The organism is Xanthomonas sp. XNM01 (assembly GCF_014851915.1).
GTDB lineage: Bacteria > Pseudomonadota > Gammaproteobacteria > Xanthomonadales > Xanthomonadaceae > Pseudoxanthomonas.
Genome location: NZ_JACVAP010000002.1, coordinates 768,379 through 793,331 on the forward strand (window position 1 = coordinate 768,379; position 24,953 = coordinate 793,331).

Consider the following 24,953-nt stretch of genomic DNA (forward strand, 5'->3'; position numbering starts at 1 on the left):
CGTCTTGGCTGTGGCGTCGGCGGCGGGCGCGACGGGGCGACAGGAGGGTGAGCGTGCACTGCAAACAAAAAACGCGACGGGGCCGGATGAGAGGCGTGTCGTCGCGATGGCGGCATTCTAACCCGAGGCCCCGGCCGCCATGTGAGAGTGCGCTTGAATGGATCGAACGGTCGTGCTATTTATGCGCGCCATGCATCCTGCCTCCGCTTCCCAGACCGCCAAGGGCGCCAGCACGCGCGAGCGCCTGGTCGAGCACGCGACCGGCCTGGCCGGCCGCTACGGCCTGGAAGGCGTGACCATCGGCGACCTGGCCGCCTCGGCCGGCATGTCCAAGAGCGGGGTGTTCGCCCACTTCGGGTCGCGCGAGGACCTGCTGCGGGAGACTCTGGATTCGGTCGCCACCGAGTTCGTCGGCCGGATCATGACGCCGGCGCTGGCCCAGCCGCGCGGCCTGCAGCGGTTGCGCGCCATCGCCGAGCACTGGATCCGCTGGATCGAGGCGCACCCGGACGGCTGCATCTTCCTCAGCGCCATGCTCGAGTACGACGGCCGGCCCGGGCCGATGCGCGACCACGTCGCCGCGCTGTCCGGCGGCTGGCGCCAGGCGATCGAGCGCGCCGTGCAGATGGCCGTCGACAGCGGCGAGCTCGCCGCGCGTGTCGACGTCGAACTGCTCGCCTTCCAGCTGCAGGCCGTGGTCGAAGGCCTGCATCACGCGCGGCTGCACCAGCCGCAGTCGGCGTCGCGGCTGGCCCGCGCTGCCGTCGATGAACTGCTGGGGCGGCATCTGGCCGCGCCGGCGTCCCCCAACCACTGACCGGAGCGCCCATGGCTGCCGTGCCCGATTCCCTGTCGTCACAAAAAAGCACGACCGTTCGATCCGTCTCGGCGCCCTGGTGGCTGCGTGCGGCTTTCGCCAGCGGCAGTTTGATGATGCCGCAGGCCACGGTGGCGCAGGCCGCGCGGCTGTTCGGCACGCCGATGCGCTCCTCGCGCAAGCGCGCGCTGGCGGCCGACCCCGGCGACGGCCGGCTGGAATGGCTGGACCATGGCGACACGCGCCTGGCGACCTACGTCTGGGGCGACCCGCGGAGCCAGCCGTGGGTGCTGTTCGTGCACGGCTGGTCCTCGTTCGGCCTGCGCTGCCTGCCGTGGATGACCGCGCTGCGCCAGGCCGGCTACGCCTTCGTCTCCTACGACCAGCCGCGGCACGGCCGCAGCGAAGGCGGCAGCGCGTCGGTGCCGGGTTTCGCCTCGGCGTTGACCCACGTCGCCCGCCAGCACGGCCGGCCGGCGGCGGTGATCGCGCACTCGATGGGCGGCGCCGCGGCGACCTACGCACTTGCGCAGGGGCTGGAAGCCGAACGCGCCATCCTGATCGCACCGGCGGCCGACATGCGCGCTGCCGGCGAACGCTTCGCCGGCATGGTCGGCCTGGCGCAGTCGCTGGTCGGGCCGATGTTCGCCGGCTTCGAACGTGCGCTGGGCGTCTCGGTCGACGACATCGCCGCGCACCGGCACGTGCCGACGCTGGGCCTGCCGGCGCTGGTCGTCCATGACCTCGCCGACACCGACGTGCCCTGGCACGAAGGCGAGGCCTACGCCCGCCTGTGGCCGCGTGCGCGCCTGCTCAGCACCACCGGCATGGGCCACCACCGCATCGCCGCCGACCCGCTGGTGATCGCCGCCGCGCTGCGCTTCCTGGCCGGCGAAACCGTCGGCGAGCGCGTGGTGTCCTCGCCGAACCTCCCGTTCGGTCTCGCCTGAACCGGCGCCACGGATCACACGCCTCGCTTACTGTAGGAGCGCCGCAGCCGCGACCGCCATGCCCGGTGCCGCATTGGATGCGCCGGACGCCGGGCAGTCGCGGTCCCCCGAAAAAGGGGTGCAAGCAGAGCCCGCTCCTACAACGGCGGCCCCCGCGAAACCTCGACGGATCGCATGCCACGCCTCCCTGTAGGAGCGGCCACAGCCGCGACCGCCATGCCCGGTGTCGCATTGGACGCGCCGGATGCAGCGCAGTCGCGGTCCCCCGAAAAAGTGGTGCAAGCACAGCCCGCTCCTGCAACGGCGGTCGCCGCGAACCTCGACGGATCGCAGCCACGCCCTCCTGTAGGAGCGGCCGCAGCCGCGACCGCCATGCCCGTGCCGCATTGCCCGCACCGGATGCAACGCAGTCGCGGTCCCCCGAGAAAGATGTGCAATCACAGCGCACATCTGCGCCGATGCCCCGCGGCGCCCCATCACCAAAGTCACGCTGCACTGCACCCAATCGTTTCAGGTGCAAGGACTAAGATCGGGGCAGGTTCCAGCACAGGTCACGCGCATGTCCACGCCCGCCAGCCAGTTGCCCGACGCCCGCACCGATGCGACGCCGCTGCGCTTCGTCACCGCCGCCAGCCTGTTCGACGGGCACGACGCCGCCATCAACATCATGCGCCGGCTGATCCAGGCGCAGGGCGCCGAGGTCATCCACCTGGGCCACAACCGCAGCGTCGAGGACGTGGTCCGCGCGGCGCTGCAGGAAGACGCCGACGCCATCGCGCTGTCGTCCTACCAGGGCGGCCACGTCGAATACTTCAAGTACATGGTCGACATGCTGCGCGAGCGCGGCGCCGGCCACGTGCGCGTGTTCGGTGGCGGTGGCGGCACCATCACCCCCGAGGAGATCCGCGAACTGCAGGCCTACGGCGTCGAGCGCATCTACCACCCCAACGACGGCATGAAGATGGGCCTGGTGGAGATGATCGGCGACGTGGTCCAGCGCGCCGCCGCCGGCCGCGACCGCCACCTCGCGCAGGCGCACGACGCGGCCGATGCCGACGCCCGCTTCATGCCCGACATCGACGACGAGATCGGCCTGGGCCACGTGCTGTCGGCCATCGAGGACAACAGCGTCGGCGAGGCCGAGCTGGGCCGCCTGCGCAAGCAGTGGCAGCTGGCGGCCGGGCATACGCCGGTGGTCGGCATCACCGGCACCGGCGGCGCAGGCAAGTCCTCGGTCACCGACGAACTGCTGAACCGGTTCCTGGCCTGCTTCCCGGCCATGCGCATCGCCGTGGTCTCGGTCGATCCCACCCGCCGCCGCACCGGCGGCGCGCTGCTGGGCGACCGCATCCGCATGAACAGCCTGCGCAGCCCGCGCGTCTACATGCGCTCGATGGCCACCCGCCGCCAGAACGTGGCCACCAACGCGGTGCTCAAGGACTGCATCGGCTTCCTCAAGGCGCGCGGCTTCGACCTGGTGATCGTGGAGACCGCCGGCATCGGCCAGTCCGATTCGGAGATCGTCGACCTGGTCGACTTCCCGATGTACGTCATGACCAGCGACTACGGCGCGGCCAGCCAGCTGGAGAAGATCGACATGCTCGACTTCGCCGAGCTGATCGCGCTGAACAAGTACGACCGTCGCGGCGCCGAGGACGCGCTGCGCGACATCCGCAAGCAGTGGAAGCGCAACCGCAACGCCTTCGCCACCGCCGATGCCGACATCCCGGTCTATCCGACCATCGCCAGCCAGTTCAACGACCCCGGCATCAGCTGGATGTTCATCAACCTGTGCCGGCTGCTGCGCGAGAAGAAGGGGAAAGGGGGTCAGAGTCACTTTTCCCCCGTTGAACATCGCTCGCCGCAACACCCTGAGGGGAAAAGTGACTCTGACCCCCTTTCTTCCCCGCGCTGCGATTTCACTCCCCAGCTCGACACCAGCCTCAAGGAGCCGCGCGCCACCGTGCTGATCCCCGGCGCGCGCGTGCGCTACCTGGCCGAGATCGCCGAGCAGGGCCGGGCCATCAACCGCCGCATCGAGACCGAGGCCGAGACCGCCAGCCGCGCCCAGGGCCTGTGGGAAGCGCTGCGCGAACTGGACGATGCGCAGCTGCCGGAGCGCCTGGCGCCGTACCCGCACGAGGCGCTGCATCCTGCCGCGCGAGTGCCGCGCAGTGCCGAGCCGGCCGCCGCCGACGCCGCGATGCCCCATGACGCGCGCACCGCCGATCCCGCGCATCGCAACGACGCCAGCCCCGACCGCAGCCTGCTCACCCTGCGCCAGCGCTACAACGACGCCATCCACGCGCTGTCGTCAGAATCCCTGCGCCTGCTGCGCGAGTGGCCGGCCCGGCTGCAGTCCATCACCGACGACGTCACCGAGTACCAGGTGCGCGGGAAGGCCATCCGCGTCGAGAACTACCGCGAGTCGCTCAGCCATCAGAAGGTCCCCAAGATCGCCGCGCCCACCTACCGCAGCTGGGGCGAGCTGCTGACCTTCCTCGGCAAGGAGAACCTGCCAGGCAGCTATCCCTACACCGGCGGCGTCTACCCGTACCGCCGCACCGGCGAGGACCCCATCCGCATGTTCGCCGGCGAGGGCACGCCCGAGCGCACGAATCGCCGCTTCCATTACCTGTCGGCCGGACAGCCGGCCGCGCGCCTGTCCACCGCCTTCGACAGCGTCACCCTGTACGGCGAGGACCCGGCGCCGCGCCCGGACATCTACGGCAAGATCGGCAACTCCGGCGTCAACGTGCCCACGCTGGACGACATGAAGAAGCTCTATTCCGGCTTCGACCTGTGCGCGCCCACCACCAGCGTGTCGATGACCATCAACGGCCCGGCGCCGATCATCCTGGCGATGTTCCTGAACTGCGCCATCGACCAGCAGGTGGAAAAACACCTCAAGGCGGACCCGCAGCGCTGGGCCGACGCGCAGCAGGCCATCGACGCCTTCTTCGAAACACGCATCGCCGCCGGCGGCAGCCGCCCGCGCTACCACGGTGAACTGCCGGCCGGGAACGACAGCCTGGGCCTGGGCCTGCTGGGCATCACCGGCGAGCAGCTGGTGGACGCCGACACCTACGCCCGCATCAAGGCCGACACCCTCAGGACCGTGCGCGGCACCGTGCAGGCCGACATCCTGAAAGAAGACCAGGCCCAGAACACCTGCATCTTCAGCACCGAGTTCGCCCTGCGCATGATGGGCGACATCCAGCAGTACTTCGTCGACCACCAGGTCCGCAATTTCTACTCGGTGTCCATCTCCGGTTACCACATCGCCGAGGCCGGGGCGAACCCGATCAGCCAGCTCGCCTTCACCCTGTCCAATGGCTTCACCATCGTCGAGTACTACCTGGCGCGCGGCATGCGCATCGACGACTTCGCGCCCAACCTGAGCTTCTTCTTCAGCAACGGCATGGACCCGGAGTACACCGTCATCGGCCGCGTCGCCCGCCGCATCTGGGCGCGCGCCATGCGCGAGCGCTACGGCGGCAACGAACGCAGCCAGATGATGAAGTACCACATCCAGACCAGCGGCCGGTCCCTGCACGCGCAGGAGATCCAGTTCAACGACATCCGCACCACGCTGCAGGCGCTGTACGCCCTGTTCGACAACTGCAACAGCCTGCACACCAACGCCTACGACGAGGCCATCACCACGCCCACCGAAGAGAGCGTGCGCCGCGCCGTGGCCATCCAGATGATCATCAACAAGGAGCTGGGGCTCAATTTCTGCGAGAACCCCTGGCAGGGCAGCTTCGCGGTGGACTACCTGACCGACCTGGTCGAGGAGGCCGTGTACGCCGAGTTCGAGGCCATCAGCGAGCGCGGCGGCGTGCTCGGCGCCATGGACACCATGTACCAGCGCGGCAAGATCCAGGATGAGTCCATGTACTACGAGCACAAGAAGCACGACGGCTCGCTGCCGCTGGTGGGCGTGAACATGTTCCTGCCCAAGGAAGGCGGCGGCGAGGTCGCCACCGAGATCGAACTGATCCGCTCGACGGAAGGCGAGAAGGCCCAGCAGATCGAAAACGTGCGCGGCTGGCAGGCCTCACGCAACCGGCTGGCGCCGGAAGGGGAAACCGGCCACGGCCATGTGGTGGCGGAAGAGGGGGAGGGCGCGGCCGAGGTGCACGACGGCCACGGCCTGGCGTATCTTCAGGACACTGCGCGCAGGCGGGGGAACGTCTTCGCGGCCCTGGTGGATGCGGTCAAGACCCACAGCCTGGGGCAAATCAGCCATGCGCTGTATGACGTGGGCGGGGAGTATCGAAGGAATATGTAACGCCGCCTCGGACCAGGGGTGCGAGTGTCGCGGTCGTTCTCCTGGCAGCGATCGGTGGGTGCGTGTGCCAGTGATAGCGAGCCTTGGCATCGGCCCTTACATCGGATAGCCTTGGTGCCCAGCCGTTATGCGGCTGGTTGGGGAGATAATTGCTTTTTAGCGGTCTGCGTTTGCCGCGCAGATAGTCTGACGCTTCGTCGGACTGTTGAAATTGCGTGGGATTATCGCCGTAAAGCCGGTGCCCGGCTTCGCTGCGAGCCCTCGCAAAGCCGGGCACCGGCTTTACGGCGCATCAAAGTAAAAAGCAAATTGGCGATGATGGATCCTAGGGACGATGCAATACTGAAACTAGCAAGTAGCCCTGCTTGGATCAGGGCGTACAGCGGTTTCATATTTGTATGTGGCGGACCAGTTGATGTGCGCGAGCAAGAGCCACTTTCCGTTCGGGATGCGCTATTGCGTGTGGCTGCTTCGAAGCCGTCACTGTTTAACCGGATCAGGCTTGCTGAAGAGTTCAAAGAATGGTCGGTCGATGGGCACTACCGCGATCTCCGTACCTTTGAAGAGCACCTTGCTGAGCTTTCCGATGTAATTGTGTTGATACTGGAGAGCCCCGGAAGCCTTGCCGAGCTAGGGCTATTTTCCGCTATGGAGTCGTTCCAGAGGAAGCTCTCTGTATTCGTCTCTTCACATCATTTCGACCAGCCTTCATTCATCCGTCTTGGCCCCATCAAATACTTGGAGCTATTGGAAAATGAGGCCGAGGTTTTTCCTTGGGTTCGATTGCAGGGAGGGCGCGAAACAGTCGATAAAGATTGGCTTGCTGCGTCTGCTCATGAATTATTCGACGCTCTGCAAGAGCGTGCGGTCTCGAAAAATCCAGAATCAAGATTCGATCCAGGAAAGTGGCTGCATAGAGCTCTTCTTATTTGTAATCTAATTTGGCTGATGAGTGCGCTGACCATTACGGAAATCGAGCTTTATCTCGACTTGTTTGATGTGAAGATGTCAAATGAGGATTTGCGGCAAGCAATGTTTATATTGGAGCGCCTTGAGCTTGTTTATATCGTTGCCAGGTCGCGCCAGCGATTTTATGTTGCTAAGGGTAGTTCTGATTTCATTAGATGGAGCATAAAGCGCTCTGAGTTAGATCTCGAGCGGATGCAGATGGATATCGCTCGGTACTACGAAGAGGTAGATCGGAAGCGATTCCGCGCCATCCAGGAGGTGCGTCGTGGATAAATTGGAGAGCTCGCACCTCATCAGGGTCTTGTCCTTGGAGTCTGGTCTGCTTCCGGAGCAGGTTGCCAACATCGTCAGGACTGCTCCGTTTCGCTACAAGAGCTTTAAGGTTAAAAAGCGCACCGGCGGTCTGAGGCAGTTGGCGCAGCCTGCAAAAGAGGTTAAATGGATCCAGTCGAGGGTTGTTGATTTTCTTCGCCCGCTTCTTCCGATGCATGACGCGGTGAATGCCTACGAGGTTGGCTCCTCAATCAAGAAGAATGCGGGAATCCATGCTTCATCACGATTTCTCTTGAAAATGGATTTCTCAAACTTTTTTCCATCCATACTGGAGAGTGATATTGTCGCTCACATAAATTGCTTCGCTCCTTCTATTTCTGAAGTTGACGCATTTGTGATAACTAGATCGTGTATGTGGGCAAACGGGCGGAAATTCCCCCTTCAGTTGTGCATTGGGGCCCCCTCTTCCCCATTTCTATCTAACTCGGTCATGTATAGCTTTGATGATCTAATTTCAAAGAAGGCTGCAGAGCGAGATATCACTTACACGCGATACGCGGATGATTTGACCTTCTCTTCTCGGCGGGAAGGGATTCTTGCCGATTTCCAGTCGATGGTCGAGGTGGTTATTTCAGAAATTTTGTACCCTCGATTGAAATTAAATACTGCGAAGACATTGCATGCGTCACGAGCTGGCCGCCGAGTGGTGACCGGGATTGTAATAACGCCAGAAGGTGAGTTGTCGGTGGGTCGAGACAGGAAGCGGCTTGTTCGTGCTATGGCTCATCGTGACTCGATGTCTCAGTTGGATTCCGACGGCGTCGATAAACTGGAGGGATTAATTAATTTCATTGATGGTATTGAGCCTGGCTTTGCGCAGAAGGCTAGGCGATGGAGGAATAAGAAGGTTGCCGGTGCATAGTTTTGCTTGGGGAGGAAAGCTTGCAGTTCTATAGTCCAGATTTTCTCATCGAATTGAGAGGCAAAGAGCGGATAAGGGGGGGCAGAAAAGACAGGAAGGTTTCCCCGCGTTTTCATGTGGCCAAGGTCATCGGATGGTCTTTGGCGATGATCGTAGCCGCTCCAGCCGCGTGAACACGCGCTCCATCGACTATCGTCTGACTGGTAACGCGGTCAGGTTAACTTTAATTTTTCGATGAAGGGATGCTGGGGGGATATGGATATCAATCGAAAGATTCCGTTCTTCGGCGTGCGGCGCTTCGCACGTGAGCTGCTTGCCGATCTGGCAGCCGTATCCAAAGATCGGGACGCCATGCATGGCACGCTTGCCCGCATCGGCGGGCTGACGCAGCTGGAGCGCGAGAAAGCACTGGAGCGGCTCAAGGCCGAGATCTCCGCGACGTCTTCTGCCTGGAAGGTGCAGCTGGCCGAGCTTGGTTCCGAGCGGGATCAACCGCTTGCCCAGGTCGCCGAGCTGCGCAAGGACGTGGTCGAGACGCGGGAGCGGGCTCTGCTGCAGCGAGTGACCGGGTCAGTTTCACTTATTTGGGATGACGCCGCATAAGCGGCGACATAGGCCAGTCAGGGGGACGGCATGCGACAGGGATTGATGCGGGCGGCGCATCGTCGGGACGATGCGCTGACAGGGATGAGGTGGGGCAGGCTGGAGCATCTTCTCGCCGTGTACTACCGGGATGCGGGTTATCAGGTGACACACGTGGGGACAGGCGCGACGGCCGGCCGGTTCGATGGCGGTATCAATCTGGAGCTGCGGCGCGACGGGTGTCTGGTGCTGGTGCTGGTGCAGGTCAAGCACTGGAAGGCCTGCAAGGTGGGGCACAACGACGCGCATCAACTGATCGGCGTGATGGTCAACGCCAAGGCCAACGGCGCCATCGTCGTGACCAGCGGCGAGTTCACCCGTGCTGCCATCGAAGCCGCCGCCCGCAACGGCCGGGTCCAGTTGATCGACGGCGACGAACTCCGCGCAATGCTTGGCCTGCTACCGGATGCTCCGCCCGCAGCAATCCGCATCGCCGACACGCTGGCAGCCCAAGTCGGCGAGCAGCTGTTGAATGCGGCAATGGGGCGCGCTGTGCCTGCAGGACGTAGAGCTGCCAAGTCCTGGGCCAAAGCCACCGGCGTTCGCAGCGTCTTGCATCCTCCTGTTGATCGCGTACCAGGTGATCCAAGGGCTGAACTGGAATCTGAATCAGAGTCTCCAGAACATCGGACAGCCTGCAGACGCTTCGCGACTGTCGACTACAAACCCAAGCGCCATCGGCAACGTGACGTCCACTCCTGTGGCCAACACCTTCTGTATCGAACGCGATTTCTGTACGGACACTACCCTCGATCGCCGCATCGCGCACGCCACGCGTCCTAAGCCGACGCTGGCCGAAGTCCCTCCAGCGCAAGGCCGACGCTGCGATGGAGGTGCTGCGGCCTTTCACACCAGAGATGTAATCAGCCCAATACGCGTCGCCAAGTCATGGCGTGCGTCATTACAAGAGAATGGAACAGAAAATGAGCGCTTCAGCAGAGCACACGACCATGCAGCCCCAGTCCCAGCCCCCAGGGAAGGGCGCGATCGCATCCTTCTTCGACACTTTGATCGGCACGATCATGTTAGTGCTGCTTTCTGCAGGATTGATTACGATCACCCTCACTTGGCGCACAAGCGATGTGGAGTTTCTGGGGGGCGGACAACTACGGGTCACCCAAAGCACTTGGTGGGGGCTTCAGAAAACGGTGACCAAGCTTGAGTCTTCGGTGCAGGATGGTTGGGTTGAGATCGACGAAAACGAAGTGCGTGTTCCGCTCCGAAATCGTGCGATCCGTCTTCAGAACTGATTTCGGAGAAACGGTGTCAGGGACTAAGGTTTCCCCACGTTTTCATGCCGCCAAGGCCATCTGATCAAGGACGGCCTTTGGTGGTGATCGCAGCCGTTCAAGCCACGTGGATGCTGGCTCCATCGGCCATCGCCTGACCAGCGCTTCGCGGCCAACGCGCAGCGTCGAGTACAGCTTGCGCGTGCTCTTGATCGGCCAGAGCCAGTGGGCGATGCCGGTGGCCTCACAAGCCAGCCCGGCAAGCCAGCTGGCGAAGCTGGCCAGGGTGCTGACCAGCAGCAGGATCTGCAGGCGTTTGCCCTGCCGGGTAAGGCTGTCTTCCATGGCTTGACCGTAGCGGTGCGACTTGAGGTCGCGGAATGCCAGTTCGATCTGCATGCGCTGGGCATAGAGCTTCACCAACTGCCGGGCGCTGGCGCTCCTGAGTTCCGGCGATGCCACGATCAGCCACGGCTCCCGTTCGCGGGCCGACGCTTTTTGGCTGCTTGAGGCGCGTGATGTCCGGCCGGGCGTGCGTCGATTCGGGCGGGTGCGCCCCTGGCGTGCCTTGGCATACAGCACCAGGCGGCAGGCGATGGGTGAGCTGCGGTTGGCCAGCATCGGCGGCAGTTCGCACGGCGTTGTGGAAGCTGAGTCGTGCAGCTTCCGGCTGTCGACCCACTCGTCCGGCCGATCAGGAACCTGCTGCGGTTTGACCTGCGTGCGCCCGCGCAACCGACCGACCCAATGCCAGCCCATCGCCGAAACGGCACGAAACCATGGTGTGCGGAAGCCAGCGTCGGTCACCAGGATCGGGGTAACGTCATCGGGCACCAGCCGCTGCAGCTGCTGAAGAAAGCGTCTTTCTGCTGCGGGCGCGCCCTGTTCGCGACCGGAGACGACCATGTCCAGCAACGTCAGCGTGCGCCCTCCGACCGGGACGGCGGCACGCAGCAGGCACCAGCTCTTGTCTGGCTTGAGATCCGACCAGCCGATGACGATGATCGGCTGCGGTCCACGCAGCAGCCAGCGCGCCATGTCGTGATCGATGCCGTTGCGCTCGACCTGCAGATGGTGATTACCCAGCAATCGATCAAACGCCTTGAGCGGCGCTCGCACACGCATCGCCCCGGGCCAGGCGCGTGCGACATCGGTCAAGGTCAGTCGACGCCCCTGCAGCAGCGCTTCGACCGCGTGAAGCAGTGCCCGCTCGCGCAGGGCATGCATGGCCGACAGTGAGCGTGGCAGACACTTCTGCAATACTTGGCTGGCGCGCATGGTCGTCAGTCCTTCTCTGGCTTAGTCACCTTGAAGGCTGTGCCATGCGCGCACTTGTTTCCACCCGTGCACAACGCAAGGTGTTGATCTTGCAGATGGAAACGTGGGGAAACCTCAGGGTCAGGTTAGCTTTCAATTCTGGGGCCTGACGGTGGCTTACTCTCCATGCGTGTGGATTCCGCTTGGTCCTATACGGCTTGACACCCCTGCATTTCCGGCGCAGTCTCGCTTCCAAGGAGCGTCGAAACTCCTCACAGAGCGGTACCCACCTCCGTCAAACCGGTGGGTTTTTTGTGTCTGCAGTTCCTGCAGGCGCAGCCGACGCGATGCCTGCGTCGGGAGGGCGGCTAATACAACACCCGCAAGGGGAATACGCCCGCCGGCTCTGTGCGGTTTCGAACCTCCCGACTTCCCGTCCGCTGCTGCATGGCGGGCGGCCACTTCATGGAATGAGGAGGCAATCATGTCGACGTACGCATCGAATGGGTTGGATGGCCTGCACTACGTACTGCCCGAGGACAGCCAGCTGCGGCTGCAGCGGGTCCGCGACCACGTCCGGTTCCTGGCCCAGCTGGCCGAGCCGCGCAGCGCGGACGAGGGGCCGGATTCGGCACCCGAAATCCGCATGGGCGAACTGACGTCCTGCCTGGAACTCCTGGGCGACCACTTGGATCGGGTGCTGCAGGAGGTGTCCTGGCCGTCGCGGCCGGCCGCTGCCGCAGACGCTGCCGACACAAGCGACGAGGACGCCACGGACGTCACGGACAACGCGTCTCCGGACGCACCCGATACCGACACCGCACACCTCACCTTCGGCGTCACCCTGGACCAGATCGACACCCTCAACCGCCTGATCGAAACGATCACCGCCCACGGCGACGTGGTGGCCGCCACCGACATGGCCGAGTTCGCCGACGGCACGCTGTCCGTCGTCGGCCACGCGATCTTCGACGCCGCCGGCGAAGTGCGCGAGGTGCTGGACGAGGTCAATGCGCAGCGTCTGGGGCCAGCCACTGGTCTGCCATCGCGCGTGCGCGAGGCGAGGGCGGGCTACGGGCCTGCAGGTGCGTCGCTGCACTGAGCCACCACCACGGGCGCCCCTCGGATGTGGGGCGCCCGTCATTCACTGGCTGCGAACCGATCGGCCTGGCTGCTCATGGGGTCCCGCCTTGGTAAGAAGCCGGGTAGGATCAGGTTGAGTGTGAAATCGAGTGCGGAGCATTGAATCAGCCAGCTGAGGTGCCGGGCTTCTTCGAGGAGCTTGAGGCTCGTATGCGCGCGACGATACCGCCCGTGCAGTTGGGCATCAGGCGCGATGTCTTGCTTTTCCTGTCAATCGTTTTGGGAGTGGTGCTTGCGATCGTGCCTTGGGGCTCTCTCATCGCTCCGGCTCCTAGCTTCTGGCTCACTTGGGCTGGCCTGACGGCACAGCTGAGTGGCGCGACGCTGATGGCGTACCGTCAGGCTAGGGATGTGCTTCCAGAGTTCAAGGACGCAAGACGCAAGTACGCAGTGGAGTTGGACGAGAGCTTCACCGAACGCGGGCGCCTTCTGGAGTGGCTTCGTTCCGTGCCCGACGAGATCAGGCAGTCCCGATTGAACTATGCCCAGATGCGGTTGGAAACGATGAAATCGCGCTACCCGATGATTTTCGGTGCGGTTGATCGGCTCGGCGTTTTGCCGGTTCTGGTTGCCGTGTTCATCCAGTATCAAGCGCTGAAAGCCGTCTCCGGCCCCGTCATGTTTCTCGGGGTGCTAATCGTGGTGCTCTACCTCATGTCCCTCTGGATGATGCGATTCCGGATCCAGTTGGAGAGTTACGTGCGCGTGCTGCAGGACGCCGAGCCCTCTTGATAGGTAGCCGTGGCGCACCGTCGGCGACTCTTGGTCGCAGGTCGGCGTCGCTACTATCTATTGTCCCCTGATGGCCGGGAACAGGAGAATACAGATGCAGATGCAGGGACGAGCGATGTGGCGGGGGCTTGCGCTGTGCATGGCGTCGGCGTCTGTGTACGCGATGGGGCAGGACTCCGCGCAAACACCATTACGTGCCGGCGCGTCTGCAGCGTCCGCGTCCGACATGGGCCGCGATACGGCGAATGCCGCTTTCGCCGGTCCGTTTGCCGGTGGCTGGGAGGCGTGCGCAGGCGCGCGCTCACCGGACGAGTGCCACCGCTATCAGCTGGTGCAGCGCGGCGAACGGATCTGCGGGACGTGGTCTTACGTCGCGTCGGGCAGGGAATACGAGGGGCGTCTCATCGCGCGCGCGACATCAGCGACGGCCGCGCGGCGCACGCACGTCTGCGGGCGTGCGGGTTCGATGACCACCACGGAATGCGATGCGGGCTGGCAGCGGACCGACACGCCGCTGCACCTGTGCAACGGAAGGCTTGGCGACATGCCAGGAGCGGACGGCCGCTGTGTCGCGGACCATCTGCCGATGTCGGAATCGTCGGAGCGCGTGGCGGACCTGCTGGCGCAGGACTGGGTGCAGGCCTGTCTGTCGATGAATCCGTAAGGTCTGGACTGCCAGCCTGGCGTCGGCGATGACGTGCTCTGTTCGAAGTAGCGAGGCAGGTTCACTTTTCAACGCAGAGGAGCTGCAGATGAGCAACGTACCGTCCCCCGCACTTGCCGGAGGCGTCCTCGTCCTGGCCCTGATGCTGTCGGCCTGCGGGGACGGAGCCGCCCCCGAGCCGACCTCCGCGGACGCGCCGGCGGCGACCGCCGGAGCGGAGCGCGTGGATGGCCCGGCATCCTGCGGTGCGTTGTCGTTGGTCGAGGGCGCCAGCATCTCCGGAGACGCGCTGGGCAAGTGCCTGGCCGATTACCTCGCGTTCGCGGGCTCCGGGGCGTTCACCATGCGCTCGGAGACCGTGTCCTCGCGGACGGTGTGGCGCATGGGCGACGAGTACGAGGCCTACGCAGCGCTCGACAGCGGCGTGCGGATGACCACCACCGGGGGCAGGTCCTGGGTCGACTTCGGCGACACCGGCTGGGTGGAGGCGGACCCGAGCACGCCGGGAATGGAGGTCGGGTTCGGCATCGTCAAGGCATGGCGCGAGGCGACGGGGCCGGAGATGACGCGGCGGATGATCGCCGCAGCTCCCGAATGGAAGGTCGGTGCATGGCGCGACATGGCGTTGCCCGACGGCACGTCCCGGCATCTTGCCGGTGTGACCGCGACGGCGCCGTTCCATTGGGGCGGCGCGACCATCGACGCCATGACACTGTGGATGGACGAGCCCGGTCGGATCATCCTGCAGCTGGCGACCGCCGGCGCAGCGGGGTTCACGGCGGATACGACCACGCATTACACCCAGTGGGGCGGCGAGGTCGCTATTCCCGATCCTGCGTCGTCCGCAAGCGTGCGATAGCGGGGAATACGTCCGCCGTCCATGAGCGGTTTCGAACCTCCCGACGTCCCGTCCGCTGCTGCACGGCGGGCGGCCACATACGCCATCGAGACGGCTATCCGTTTGTACGGTGCGGCTCTGCACTGACGTGCTGGAGTGTGCGGTCGCCGATGATGCTGTCGGGCCGTCAAGCAGGAAGCCCCGCATCGGCGGGGCTTCTTGCTGTCTGCTGTACGGATGCCAGGCGCCTAATCGCTGACCAGTTCGTCTTCCAAGTCCGGCGACAGCCACCATGCGCGCCCGTCTTCCCGTGCGGGGACCGGACATTCGCGGACCTCGACCGCCTCCACGTGCCGGCCGGGATGGTCCGCGGCCCAATTGCCGAGCAACGTGTCGACCGCGTGCCGGTCCAGTGCGGCGATGCCCAGGTTGCGCTGGGACTGCCAGTCGTTCCCGTCGTCATCCGCATGCCGATGCGGTGCGCCATAGCTGCAGCGCAGGCAGTAGCTGCGGATGCTGTGCGTCCAGTCCTCGCTGTAGCCGATGCCATCGCCCTCTGCGCGGAGCAGTGCATCGATGTCACTTTTGCTGCCGGCGTGGACGAACACGACGAAGGTCTGGAACGGCGAAGGCACCAGGCGCTCCAAGCCATTGAACACGTGCACCTCGTGGTCCCCGTCGAAGCGCGACCCGGTGGACGCGCCGTCGTGGAGCACGATGTCGCCGAAGCGGTGGCCGCTTTCTGGGAGCGGCACGTTCAGCAGCCGGGCGCGGACCGGATCGATACGGCGTGCAAACACGGTTTCGCCATGTCCCCAGGGCGCAAGCCGCACGACGGCGATGCCGAAATCCGATGCGATGGGGCCGTCGCCCGGCGGGATGGCGATGCCGCAGGCCGCCCAGAGTTCGCGGACCTTGCTCCAGCGGCCCAGCGCGGTCGCGGCGATGGCGGCGTTCCAGTGATGTGCCTCGTCGAACGCGCCGTCCAGCGCGATGGCCCGCAGGTTGTGTTCCAGCGAGGCGGGCCAGTCCAGCCGGTACTTGTGAGCCAGACCGGCCATGTAGTGGTACGAGCGGTTCTCCGGCTGGTGCAGCAGCAGGGTGCCGAAATCGCGAGCCGCGCCGGCAAGGTCGCCGCGGTCCATCGACGCGTAGGCGTGCTCGTGCAGCTGTTCCATGTCGTCCTGTGTATCGGGCATCGCGGAGCATCCTTGTGTGTTGCAGGATGATCGCATGCAGGCGTGGAGGTAACGGGGCCTCAAGACGAATTCGCGTGCAGCAGCCTGCGACAGCCAGCGCTGCCGTACTCACTGCAGGCGCCACGCGTGTTGCAGCTGTTGGGGTCTCCGATCCCGCCCTGTCGAAAGCGCCCGGACGTGCCCGACAGCGGACATCATGCGGAAACCGAGCCTGACGCCATACGCTCGAGCGATAGGGCGGTCGCCCGGTGGGTATGGAGCGGCCTGCCAGGTGGTGTGCGCCCTGGAAAGCTTATGAAGCGCTGTGAGCCCCATAAGCTTTCTGTCGCTTCCTTTTGGAAGGACTGAGGGTTTCCCCCGGGAAGATGGGGGGCTGATTCATCTCGCTGGCGAGCATCGAGGCCTGCGATGACGTGATTCGGGTCGCCATTCCGCCGCAGAGAATGAGCCTGCAGTCGATTGCACGGATCGCCACCGTGCGCTGGCGAACGGATTGACAGGTGTGTCTACAATCGCCCGAGCCCATGCAGTCGCCGGGCGAGAGATGCTTGCCGTGGCGAAGACTGCGGCGCCCCCCTTTCCGTGCAGCACCCGAAGGTTCACTACGCCGCTCATGACCTACCGCCTCGCCACGTCCGTCCTGACTTCCGTCCTGTTCCTGGCCCTTGCCGGCTGCGATACGCCCTCGGCTCCCGAGAGTGCGCAGCCGCCTGCATCCGCAGCGACGGCTGCGCCCGCGCCCGAGGGCAAGCCGCCGATCACCAAGTTCACCGCCTACACCCAGCGCTTCGATGGGCAGACGCTGCTCACCCAGAGCCATGCGACCGGCCATGTGGGCGATGTGTTCTTCACCCACTGGAAGGATGGTGGCGAGGCCTCGCAGCAGCTGGACGACCAGGGCAATTTCAAGATCGACTGGATCGGCGGCAACTACAACTACGTCGGCGGCCCGGGCTGGGACCATGGCGACCGCAACCGCGTGATCGGCTACCACCTCAACGAGGACGCCGGCGCCAGCTTCGTGACGCTCTACGGCTGGGGTTACGACAAGATGATGGACCCGACCGACCCGGCCCACCTGGTCGAGTACTACATCGTGCAGCGCTGGACGTTCCTGCCGGGCCAGGGTGGCGAGCAGGGCGCGTCCTTCGTCAGCAACGGCGTGGAGTACACCACCTGGCGCACCGTGCGCGAGCAGAAGCCCTCGATCAACAACACGGCCACGTTCTACCAGTACTGGAGCCGGCCGGCCGAGCAGATGCCGCTGGGCGTGGACCACACCATCGTCTTCGCCGACCACGTGAAGGCCTGGGAGTCCAACGGCTGGAAGCTGCCGGACATGAACAACTTCGACGCCAGCGACGACCCGACCTATCAGGTGTTCGCGGTCGAGGTGTTCGGTGTGGAGAAGGGCGGCAGCGCATCCGGCCGGGTCTGGGACGCGGGCCGGTAATCGCGGATCGGCGGCGGGGCCGGCGCATGCGCGTCGGTCCGCCTGGATGATCAGGGACCGACGCGTGCGGGTTACCGACGCAATGAGAGCCGGGATGCTCCCGGCGCTTGATCAACCCAGCGCGGGCCCGCGCTCCGGCGGAGCGGGCTGGGCGGTGCGGGCATCCTGCTCGGCCAGCCGCGCGCGGCGGGCCTCGAGGAAGCGTTCACCGGCGGCCGATTGCGCCAGGGCCAGTGTGGCCTCGCGGATCGCGGCGGGATCCTGCGTCTGCAGGGCAGCCAGGTGCCTGGCCACCTCGGGATCGTCGGTCAGCCGTTGCGCGTGCCGGGTGCCGTCATCGCGTGTGGGTGCCGACGTGTCGTTGCGCGCATAGGCGGGATCGACCACGGCAGGCGCCCGCATCTTCCCGTCCAGGACCGGCTCATCGCGTGGCGCAAGGCCATGCTGGCCGACCTCGACACGATCGCTCCATTGCAGCTTGCCGTCCTTGTCGACGACGACCATCTCGCCGTTGCGGACGGCGGTTTCGACCAGGGCCGCCAGTCGTGCCGGCGATGCGTCGGGGTTGGCCAGCCCGATGCGGATGCCGACCGCGTTGTTGTGCAGGTCCATCGCTTCGGGCGTCGGTTTGTTGCCGGGCACGCCTTCGTGCGCGGTGGTGAACGCGCGCGCCCAGTCTTCGCCGAATGCCTGGGTCAGGCGGGCGTTCCAGTACGCGTGCCGGAACGCATCGAGATGCCCATCGGTGCCCATCCACTCGCGCCTGCGTCCATCGGGGACGTGCGCCGGTGGCTTGCCGGGAGGAAAGCGCCTGCCGGCCTCGGCCAGCGCATCCTCGCTGATGTCCTTGAACTGCTTGAGTTCCAGCAGGCCCAGCCGGTCGAGCAGATCGGCTTCGGTCTGGGTCATGCGGCGACCGTCCGCGAGCGGAATGCCCAGCACGCGCGGTGTGTAGGTGGTCATCCGGTCGTCGCCGACCTGGTACTGCCTGCGGAGTTCATCCAGATCGGGGCGTGGTTCGCTCATCGTCGAAGTTCCGGTCGCGGCGGTAGGGCGTCTGGTGCCGGATGGCGCGCTCAGCGCCGCTTCCAGCCAAGCGAGGCGACCACGCCATCGCGGTAGGTGATCTCGTAGACCTCCTCGTCGACTCCCAGCGGCGACACGCCCAGCTCGTAGGTGTCGATGTCGGCATCGCGGCTGTCGGGCTCGCCGAGCAGGGTGATGACCTCGGCGCGCGGCATGCCGGCATGCACCGCCTGTTCCAGCGCCGTGACCATGGTGCCGCGCTTGTTCTCCTGCGCGGGCGCGTCGCGCTGCGCTTTCCAGGTGGCGCTGTCGAAATCCGATGTGGTGGTTGGCATGGAGCAGCCCAGTGCGGTGGCGAAAAGGAGTGGAGCGAGCAGGCGCGACGGGAGTCGGATGTTCACGTGTCGACCTTGCGCGGGTGGCCGGGAAGGGTCGCGGGCGAGGTTAGCAACACACCGGTCCAGCGGGGTGAAGACGGCTGGCCTGCCGCGGAGACGTGCCCGGCCCCGGGGTGATGCAGGCCGTCGGGCATTCCACGGCTGCGTCGGGCAGCCGCCATTGGCGCGGTCATCGCCACCTGGCTGCAATGAAATCGTCACGATGCCGACGGGCGGCAAGGAGGCAGCGAACCGCCCGGTGGCCCGCCGTGCCGGGGCTGGACCAGCCACGCGCGCTTCGGAGACGATAGCGGCCTCATGCCCGCCGATCCCATGCCGTCCGGACGCCTGCTGCAGCTGCTGCCCGACGCGGTGGTGCAGACCGATGCGCGCTGGACGGTCACGTATCTCAATCCGGCCTGGCACAGGCTCACCGGCCATGCGGTGGCCGAGGCGGTCGGCCGCTCGCTGCTGGACTTCGTCCACCCCGACGACAACCCGACGCTGCGCTCGGGCATGCCGGTGTTCCGGCTGCGGTTCGCCGATGGCGGCTACCGGTGGATGCGGCTGCAGCTGCAGCCGGAGACGGACGCGTCCGAGCGGGTGCTCAGCCGGCAGGGTGTGCTGATCGAGATCACCGACGTCACCGAGCAGGTGCTGGTGGAGGTGCGGCAGCGCTTCCTGCGCCTGCTGGAAACCATCGATGGCGTGGTCTGGGAAGCCGAACGCGGGGTTGGCAACACCTTCCTGAGTCCGCAGGTGGAGCGCCTGTTCGGCTTCACGGTGGAGGAATGGCGCGCCGACCCGGGCTTCTGGCGCTCGCGCGTGCATCCGGACGACCTGCAGGCCGCGCTGGCGATCGACAACGCCGCCTACGACGCCACGCACAGTTACGCCTACGAGATGAGCTACCGGCTGATCGCCCGCTCCGGCGAGGTGGTCTGGGTGCGCGATCTGTGCCGGACCGTGGTCGAGCCGGGGCGGCCGAACCGGATGATCGGCCTGATGATCGACGTGACCCGGCAGAAGGCGGCCGAGCTGGAACTGCGGCGTTCGGACGAGCGTTATGCGCTGGCCGCGCGCGGCTCCAACGACGGCATCTGGGACTGGGACCTGCGCACCGACGTGCTGCATGTGTCCGGCCGCTTCAACGAGATCGTCGGCCTGGACGCGGGCGGCCACCAGCACGAGGACGGCTGGCGGTTCCTGCAACGGCTGATCGACCCGGACGATCACGCACGCGTGCAGTCGGCGTACCGCCGGCACCTGGCGGGCGGGAGCCCGAACTTCTCCGTGGACTTCCGTGCCTGGCACGGGGCGGGGCGGCTGGTGTGGGTGAACTGGCGCGGCGTGGCCCGGTTCGAGGATGGTGTCGCGGTGCGGATGGCGGGTTCGCTGAGCGACCTGGCCGAACGCGGCAGTTCCTACGATGCCCTGACCAACCTGCCGGGCCGGCCGCTGCTGCGCGACCGGCTCGAGCATGCCATCACGCTGTATCGCAACGCGGCGCCGGCAGGCGGTGGCGCATCCACCGCGGCCGACACCACGCTGTTCGCGGTGCTGATGCTCGACCTCGACCGTTTCAAGGCGGTCAACGACACCCACGGCCACCATGCGGGCGACCAGCTGCTGCAGCAGGTCGCGCGCCGGCTGGAGCACTGCGTGCGCGCGGTCGACCTGGTCGCGCGCATGAGCGGCGACGAGTTCATCGTGCTGCTGGAATCGGTCGACCCGGCGGCCGCCGCCGAGCGCGCGGGGCAGATTGCCGCCGCGCTGGCAGCGCCGTACGACATCGACGTGCAGACAGTGACCACGCGCGCCAGCATCGGCCTGGTCTGCAGCCATCCCGGCCTGACGACGAGCGACGACTACCTGCGCGCCGCGGACGCCGCGATGTACCAGGCCAAGACCCGGTCGCTGGGGCTGTGCGTGTTTCCAGTCGAGGGATAGCGGGGCCGGCGCCCTCGCTGCCGCCGAGGCATGGCGCGCGGCTGGGCGTGTCGGGCAGCGCCCACCACGCGCCCGTGACGCACGAACACGGCGCTCAGCGCCGCTGCCAGCTCAGCGAGGCGACCCTGCCCGCGTGGTAGGTGACGGTGTAGACCTCGGCGTCGATGCCCAGCGGCGACACGCCAAGCTCGTAGGTATCGGTGTCGGCATCGCGGCTGTCGGGTTCGCCGAGCAGGGCGATGACGTCGCTGCGCGGCATGCCGGTGCGCACCGCCTGTTCGAGCGCGGCAACCATCGTGCCGCGCCTGTTGGCCTGTGGATCGGCACCGCGCTGTGCCTTCCAGACCGCGCTGTCGAAGGCCGGTGCGGCGGTGGGCGCCCGGCAGCCGGGCACGGCGCCGAGTGCAAGCGAAACGAGCAGGAGCAGCGGGAGTCGGCTGGTCACGTGTCGGGTGCGCGGATGGCAGGTCGGACGCGGTGGTGCCAGCGAGGGTAGCAACGGCGTGCGCGACCGGAGTGAACGGGATGGGCGCGGCGCCGAGAAGTCGAGGCGGTTCCGTCAGCGGTGCGGTCCATGCCACGTTCCGGCAGTGCCGGGGCATGCGAGGCCTATCTGCGCTCCGGCACGTCCGGCCGCAGCATCCGCAGCCGCTCCTTCGGCACGTGCAGCGATACGCCTGCGTTGCGGCCTGCCAGCGTTGCGATGCGCAGCTCGGCGGCGGTGCCGATCACAAGCGAGCTTTCGCGGTCGTTCAGACCGTAGTCCTGTGCCAGCCACTGGACCATGCCTGCGGTGGCCAGGCGTACCGCTTCGTCCAGCGAACCGGCCTGGCCGAGCGTGGTGATGCCGTCGCCTGACTCGATCCGCGGGGTGAACAGTGGCCTCGCCGGCAGCAGGGCGACGCTGAACTCCACGTCCAGCGAGGTTTCCAGCGCCCATTGGGTGGTTTCGCCATCGGCCTGCAGGGCGTGACCATCGCCGAGGTAGAGCAGGGCGCCGGGCTGCTCCACGGGCAGATAGACCGTGGTGCCGGCAACGATGCCGTTGTGGTCCATGTTGCCGCCGAAGTGGCCGCTGTCGCCGGTGGAGACTGGCGCGTATCCGAAATCCGGGGCGACGCCGAGCCCGCCCAGCATGGGGCGCACCGGCACCACGTAATCGCGCAGTGCCGGCGGAGGGTCTTCCAGGCTGGCGGTGCCGGCGTCGCGGTCCAGCCTCCAGCGCACCGGCTTGCCCAGCGTGCTTCCGATACGGCCGGCCATGCCGTGGCTGGTGACACGCGGAGTGAAGCCATCGAGGCTGTCGGCGAAGTCGCGGTTGAGCCGCAGCGTGTGCAGGGTCACCGCCAGCACGTCGCCAGGCTGCGCTCCCCAGACGTAGAACGGGCCGGTCTGCGGATTGCCGTACAACGCACGGGTGGTGCCCTCATGGTCGACACCGCCGGAATCGAGCGTCGAGGTGGCGATCCTGTCGCCCGGGCGGATCACCAGCGCCGGCGGTACATCGGCGGAAAACACGTTGGAAAAGGTCTGCGGCTGGAAATTCCGGGTGCCTGCGACGGGCGGCGGCGCGTCCAGCCTCCGACCGCGCACGGCGTGCCAGTTCCGCCGACCGCTGGGCTGGGTATCGGAGTACGCGATGCGGCCCACGAGCTCGTCCGCCCGGATATGGCCTTCGAAACGATAGCCGTCCACGGCCGGATCGCCGGCGCTGAAGGTGAGGCGGTCGCCTTCGCGCATGCCCTGCAGCGGTTCGCCCTGGAACAGGCCGGCCACGCCCGCCGCACTGCCGGACAGGGTCAGTGTGCGGTGCTCGGCATTGCCCCAGCGGTCGATGGACAGTAGCCAGACCGATTCTTCCGCAGATGCCAGGGAAGCGGCGAGAAGCAGGGAGGCGAGCAGGGACTGGAGCAGCATGCGCATGACGGCACCGGATCGAACGATATGCAGATGGATGCGCGACGCGGCCGGATGGTTGCAGCGATCAATGCATGCGCTGTGGGCGGCGCGATGGCCATGCGCAACGGGTCGTCGTGATCGGCAGGGGCAGCACCGGCGCCGACGGCGCTGCGTTGGCGGCGGGGAACTGGCCGGCAGCAGCGGCCGGCGGTTCTGCCGGGCTCAGCCGTTCATCGCCCGTCGCGGACATGGGCACGTGCCGGCGGTGTGAGCGCCCGGGGCATCGCCCTGGACTTAGCTCAAGGGGCACTGGCCTCATACTCGGCCGGTCATTCCGAGCCCGTGCCCATGCCTTCTCCCGATCTCGATGCGCTGCGCCGTTTCGCCGTCGCCCGCACGCTGTTCGCGCCGACCACGCTGCAGCGTGCAATCCGGCGCCTGGGCTTCGTGCAGGCCGACCCGATCCGCGCGCCGGCCCGCGCGCAGGACCTGACCCTGCGGCACCGGGTGCGCGATTACCGCGCAGGCGATCTGGAGCGGCGCTATCCGCGTCTGGACGTCGAGGAGGATTGCCTGGTCAATTACGTCTTCCTGCCGCGCGAGCACCTGGCGCTGATGCATCCGCGCCAGCCGCGTCGGGCCTGGGATGCGCAGACGCGGCGGCGCGCGGCCGAGGTGCTGGAGTTCGTGCGTGCGCAGCGGCGGCCGGTGCATCCGCGCGAGGTCGAGCAGCAGTTCGAGCATGGCCGGGTGCGCAACTACTGGGGCGGCTCCAGCAATGCCACCACGCAGCTGCTCGATGGCCTGCACTACCGCGGGCTGCTGCGCGTGGCCCGACGCGACAGCGGCACGCGCGTCTATGCGGCGGTCGAGCATCCGGCGTCCGATGACGGCCCGGCCGGACGCGCGCGTCGCGCCGCCGCGCTGGTCGATCTCATCGTCGGCAAGTACGCGCCGCTGCCCGGGCCGAGCCTGACCTATCTGGTGCGGCTGCTGGGCTACGGCGCGCCGCATCTTGCCGCGCCGCTGCAGGTCGCGCTGCGCGAAGCGCGCGAGCGCCTGCCCGGCGTGCGCATCGACGGCGTGGACTGGTACTGGCCCACCGGCGAGAACCCGCGCTCGCGCCGGCATGCGCCCGACGCGGCCGTCCGCCTGCTGGCGCCGTTCGACCCGGTGGTCTGGGACCGGCGCCGCTTCACCCTGCTGTGGGGCTGGACCTACCGCTTCGAGGCGTACACGCCGGCGGCCAAACGGGTGTTCGGCTACTACGCGCTGCCGATGCTGTGGCATGAGCAGGTGATCGGCTGGGCGAACGTGTCGCTGGTGGACGGGCGCCTGCAGCCGACGTTCGGCTACGTGGCGGGCGAGCCGAAGGACGCCGCGTTCAAGGTAGCGCTGGACGAGGAACTGCAGCGGCTGACGGTGTTCCTGTCCTGAGACGGCGACGGCGCGTCCATTCGCGGCATGCGCTGTCCGCGGCAGGCGGCCGGGCGTCTTCCGGCGATCGGCTGCTCACAGACGCCGCTGGCTGTAGCGCCGTGTCAGCGCTGTTCCGGACCTTCTGATCAAACACAGGGAAGACGATGCGAAACCTGATGGCCGTTGCGACGACCCTTTCGCTGCTGGGCTGCAGCCTGCAGCGGCAGGCGCCGGAGCTGGTGCTGCTGGAGCAGGCCGACGCCAGCCTGTCGCCGGTGGTGGCCCGCCATTCGCAGGCGATGATCGTGGGGCCGGAAGAGAAGCCGGTGCCGCTGACCGTCTCGTGGACCACCGCCATGGGTCCGGATGACTGCCTGCGCATCGCGTCGATCAAGGTGGAGAGGACCGGAGGTTCGAAGGACACGGTGGTGAGCAGCGTCGCGCTGCGGCCGGCGCCGTGCGGCAGCGCGGACGAGGAGGGAGATCCGACGCGTTACGCATCGGGCTCGCTGTTCCTGCGTTACGACACCAGAGTGGGCCTGCAGACGCAGGACTTCATGGGCCACGTGGCGCTGATCGATGCGCACGGCGATCTGAAAGCGCAGCTGGGCGCAAGAATGGCCGAGTGAGCCGGGCGCGTCCGGGGTCGCCACTGCCCGGCATGTGCATGTCGTGCCCGCGCGTGTCGTCCGTCGGCGGAATTGTTCCCGGCGCTGATGTCTCTTAGGCTTGCGGTCCACTCCCTGCAAGCAATGGATGCATGTCTGCCAGGACCTGGATCATCGCGGCGATGCTGATGGCGGCGACCGCCGCCGGCCCTGGCTGCGCGACGCCGGCCGGGAGGGCGCATGAGCGCCCGGACGCGTCGGCGGCACCTGGTGCGATGCCCGCATCGCGCGC

At 66.5% G+C, this 24,953-nt stretch carries 22 protein-coding genes; 16 read left to right on the forward strand and 6 right to left on the reverse strand.

The genetic code is table 11. The annotated features are described in order from the left end of the window. The first annotated feature begins 190 nt into the window (after positions 1-190). From IB242_RS11145 to IB242_RS11180, 8 genes are all read left to right on the forward strand, one after another. Positions 191-817 (forward strand): TetR/AcrR family transcriptional regulator, encoded by a 627-nt coding sequence (locus IB242_RS11145; RefSeq protein ID WP_192279152.1) that lies wholly within the window; start codon positions 191-193, stop codon positions 815-817. Between the two features lie 116 nt (positions 818-933). Then, on the forward strand, positions 934-1,767 hold the full coding sequence (locus tag IB242_RS11150) for an alpha/beta hydrolase (protein ID WP_225540397.1): 834 nt from the start codon (positions 934-936) through the stop codon (positions 1,765-1,767). Between the two features lie 559 nt (positions 1,768-2,326). Continuing rightward, positions 2,327-6,061 carry a methylmalonyl-CoA mutase family protein gene (locus IB242_RS11155; RefSeq protein ID WP_192279157.1) on the forward strand — a complete coding sequence of 1,245 codons (3,735 nt, stop codon included), beginning with the start codon at positions 2,327-2,329 and terminating at the stop codon, positions 6,059-6,061. Between the two features lie 114 nt (positions 6,062-6,175). After that, positions 6,176-7,303 carry a retron St85 family effector protein gene (locus IB242_RS11160; protein WP_192279159.1) on the forward strand — a complete coding sequence of 376 codons (1,128 nt, stop codon included), beginning with the start codon at positions 6,176-6,178 and terminating at the stop codon, positions 7,301-7,303. After that, positions 7,296-8,225 (forward strand): retron St85 family RNA-directed DNA polymerase, encoded by a 930-nt coding sequence (locus IB242_RS11165; RefSeq protein ID WP_192279161.1) that lies wholly within the window; start codon positions 7,296-7,298, stop codon positions 8,223-8,225. Before IB242_RS11160 ends, IB242_RS11165 begins: the two co-directional genes overlap by 8 nt. Positions 8,226-8,480: 255 nt before the next feature. After that, on the forward strand, positions 8,481-8,828 hold the full coding sequence (locus IB242_RS11170) for a hypothetical protein (protein ID WP_192279163.1): 348 nt from the start codon (positions 8,481-8,483) through the stop codon (positions 8,826-8,828). A 30-nt stretch (positions 8,829-8,858) separates the two neighbouring features. Next, on the forward strand, positions 8,859-9,650 hold the full coding sequence (locus IB242_RS11175; RefSeq protein WP_192279165.1) for a restriction endonuclease: 792 nt from the start codon (positions 8,859-8,861) through the stop codon (positions 9,648-9,650). A gap of 140 nt (positions 9,651-9,790) precedes the next feature. Continuing rightward, positions 9,791-10,117: a hypothetical protein gene (locus tag IB242_RS11180; RefSeq protein ID WP_192279167.1), complete on the forward strand. Its 327-nt coding sequence runs from the start codon at positions 9,791-9,793 to the stop codon at positions 10,115-10,117. 42 nt (positions 10,118-10,159) lie between these two features. On the opposite strand, the gene IB242_RS11185 is transcribed toward IB242_RS11180, so the two are convergent. After that, positions 10,160-11,374, reverse strand: coding sequence for an IS4 family transposase (locus tag IB242_RS11185; RefSeq protein WP_192279169.1), 1,215 nt, complete (start codon positions 11,372-11,374; stop codon positions 10,160-10,162). A 463-nt stretch (positions 11,375-11,837) separates the two neighbouring features. On the opposite strand from IB242_RS11185, the gene IB242_RS11190 reads away from it, so the two are divergent. The 4 genes from IB242_RS11190 to IB242_RS11205 all read left to right on the forward strand — a co-directional run bounded on the left by IB242_RS11190 (position 11,838) and on the right by IB242_RS11205 (position 14,751). Beyond that, the gene (locus tag IB242_RS11190) at positions 11,838-12,455 is read left to right on the forward strand and encodes a hypothetical protein (RefSeq protein ID WP_192279171.1); all 618 of its coding nucleotides are present in this window, start codon (positions 11,838-11,840) and stop codon (positions 12,453-12,455) included. Positions 12,456-12,595: 140 nt separating this feature from the next. Then, complete coding sequence (locus tag IB242_RS11195) at positions 12,596-13,228, forward strand: hypothetical protein (protein ID WP_192279173.1); 633 nt, start codon at positions 12,596-12,598, stop codon at positions 13,226-13,228. A gap of 94 nt (positions 13,229-13,322) precedes the next feature. Next, positions 13,323-13,892 (forward strand): hypothetical protein, encoded by a 570-nt coding sequence (locus tag IB242_RS11200; protein WP_192279175.1) that lies wholly within the window; start codon positions 13,323-13,325, stop codon positions 13,890-13,892. A gap of 88 nt (positions 13,893-13,980) precedes the next feature. Next, positions 13,981-14,751, forward strand: a complete 771-nt coding sequence (locus IB242_RS11205; protein ID WP_192279177.1) for a hypothetical protein — start codon at positions 13,981-13,983, stop codon at positions 14,749-14,751. 227 nt (positions 14,752-14,978) lie between these two features. Here IB242_RS11205 and IB242_RS11210 read toward each other — a convergent pair whose 3' ends face one another. Beyond that, on the reverse strand, positions 14,979-15,929 hold the full coding sequence (locus tag IB242_RS11210) for a hypothetical protein (RefSeq protein WP_192279179.1): 951 nt from the start codon (positions 15,927-15,929) through the stop codon (positions 14,979-14,981). A 613-nt stretch (positions 15,930-16,542) separates the two neighbouring features. Here IB242_RS11210 and IB242_RS11215 point away from each other — a divergent pair. Then, a complete protein-coding gene (locus IB242_RS11215) occupies positions 16,543-17,382 on the forward strand; it encodes a glycoside hydrolase family 11 protein (protein WP_192279181.1) in 840 nt (279 codons plus the stop codon). Between the two features lie 111 nt (positions 17,383-17,493). Here IB242_RS11215 and IB242_RS11220 read toward each other — a convergent pair whose 3' ends face one another. After that, complete coding sequence (locus IB242_RS11220) at positions 17,494-18,408, reverse strand: hypothetical protein (RefSeq protein ID WP_192279183.1); 915 nt, start codon at positions 18,406-18,408, stop codon at positions 17,494-17,496. Positions 18,409-18,458: 50 nt separating this feature from the next. Continuing rightward, a complete protein-coding gene (locus IB242_RS11225; RefSeq protein WP_192279185.1) occupies positions 18,459-18,743 on the reverse strand; it encodes a hypothetical protein in 285 nt (94 codons plus the stop codon). A gap of 360 nt (positions 18,744-19,103) precedes the next feature. Between IB242_RS11225 and IB242_RS11230 the strand changes: the two genes are divergently transcribed. Continuing rightward, a complete protein-coding gene (locus IB242_RS11230) occupies positions 19,104-20,735 on the forward strand; it encodes a sensor domain-containing diguanylate cyclase (protein WP_192279187.1) in 1,632 nt (543 codons plus the stop codon). Positions 20,736-20,829: 94 nt separating this feature from the next. On the opposite strand, the gene IB242_RS11235 is transcribed toward IB242_RS11230, so the two are convergent. Next, complete coding sequence (locus tag IB242_RS11235) at positions 20,830-21,180, reverse strand: hypothetical protein (protein ID WP_192279189.1); 351 nt, start codon at positions 21,178-21,180, stop codon at positions 20,830-20,832. A 164-nt stretch (positions 21,181-21,344) separates the two neighbouring features. After that, complete coding sequence (locus IB242_RS11240; protein ID WP_192279191.1) at positions 21,345-22,658, reverse strand: acetamidase/formamidase family protein; 1,314 nt, start codon at positions 22,656-22,658, stop codon at positions 21,345-21,347. Positions 22,659-22,982: 324 nt separating this feature from the next. Between IB242_RS11240 and IB242_RS11245 the strand changes: the two genes are divergently transcribed. Continuing rightward, positions 22,983-24,071: a crosslink repair DNA glycosylase YcaQ family protein gene (locus tag IB242_RS11245; protein WP_192279193.1), complete on the forward strand. Its 1,089-nt coding sequence runs from the start codon at positions 22,983-22,985 to the stop codon at positions 24,069-24,071. A 158-nt stretch (positions 24,072-24,229) separates the two neighbouring features. Continuing rightward, positions 24,230-24,682 (forward strand): hypothetical protein, encoded by a 453-nt coding sequence (locus tag IB242_RS11250; RefSeq protein WP_192279195.1) that lies wholly within the window; start codon positions 24,230-24,232, stop codon positions 24,680-24,682. Positions 24,683-24,953 lie beyond the last annotated feature (271 nt).

Coding starts and splice junctions, on each gene's coding strand:
- IB242_RS11200 (WP_192279175.1), top strand. CDS start 13,323: ATGCAGATGCAGGGACGAGCGATGTGGCGGGGGCTTGCGCTGTGCATG.
- IB242_RS11210 (WP_192279179.1), bottom strand. CDS start 15,929: ATGCCCGATACACAGGACGACATGGAACAGCTGCACGAGCACGCCTAC.
- IB242_RS11205 (WP_192279177.1), top strand. CDS start 13,981: ATGAGCAACGTACCGTCCCCCGCACTTGCCGGAGGCGTCCTCGTCCTG.
- IB242_RS11155 (WP_192279157.1), top strand. CDS start 2,327: ATGTCCACGCCCGCCAGCCAGTTGCCCGACGCCCGCACCGATGCGACG.
- IB242_RS11190 (WP_192279171.1), top strand. CDS start 11,838: ATGTCGACGTACGCATCGAATGGGTTGGATGGCCTGCACTACGTACTG.
- IB242_RS11185 (WP_192279169.1), bottom strand. CDS start 11,374: ATGCGCGCCAGCCAAGTATTGCAGAAGTGTCTGCCACGCTCACTGTCG.
- IB242_RS11230 (WP_192279187.1), top strand. CDS start 19,104: ATGCCCGCCGATCCCATGCCGTCCGGACGCCTGCTGCAGCTGCTGCCC.
- IB242_RS11250 (WP_192279195.1), top strand. CDS start 24,230: ATGGCCGTTGCGACGACCCTTTCGCTGCTGGGCTGCAGCCTGCAGCGG.
- IB242_RS11180 (WP_192279167.1), top strand. CDS start 9,791: ATGAGCGCTTCAGCAGAGCACACGACCATGCAGCCCCAGTCCCAGCCC.
- IB242_RS11170 (WP_192279163.1), top strand. CDS start 8,481: ATGGATATCAATCGAAAGATTCCGTTCTTCGGCGTGCGGCGCTTCGCA.
- IB242_RS11150 (WP_225540397.1), top strand. CDS start 934: ATGCCGCAGGCCACGGTGGCGCAGGCCGCGCGGCTGTTCGGCACGCCG.
- IB242_RS11220 (WP_192279183.1), bottom strand. CDS start 18,408: ATGAGCGAACCACGCCCCGATCTGGATGAACTCCGCAGGCAGTACCAG.
- IB242_RS11215 (WP_192279181.1), top strand. CDS start 16,543: ATGACCTACCGCCTCGCCACGTCCGTCCTGACTTCCGTCCTGTTCCTG.
- IB242_RS11240 (WP_192279191.1), bottom strand. CDS start 22,658: ATGCGCATGCTGCTCCAGTCCCTGCTCGCCTCCCTGCTTCTCGCCGCT.
- IB242_RS11175 (WP_192279165.1), top strand. CDS start 8,859: ATGCGACAGGGATTGATGCGGGCGGCGCATCGTCGGGACGATGCGCTG.
- IB242_RS11145 (WP_192279152.1), top strand. CDS start 191: ATGCATCCTGCCTCCGCTTCCCAGACCGCCAAGGGCGCCAGCACGCGC.
- IB242_RS11245 (WP_192279193.1), top strand. CDS start 22,983: ATGCCTTCTCCCGATCTCGATGCGCTGCGCCGTTTCGCCGTCGCCCGC.
- IB242_RS11225 (WP_192279185.1), bottom strand. CDS start 18,743: ATGCCAACCACCACATCGGATTTCGACAGCGCCACCTGGAAAGCGCAG.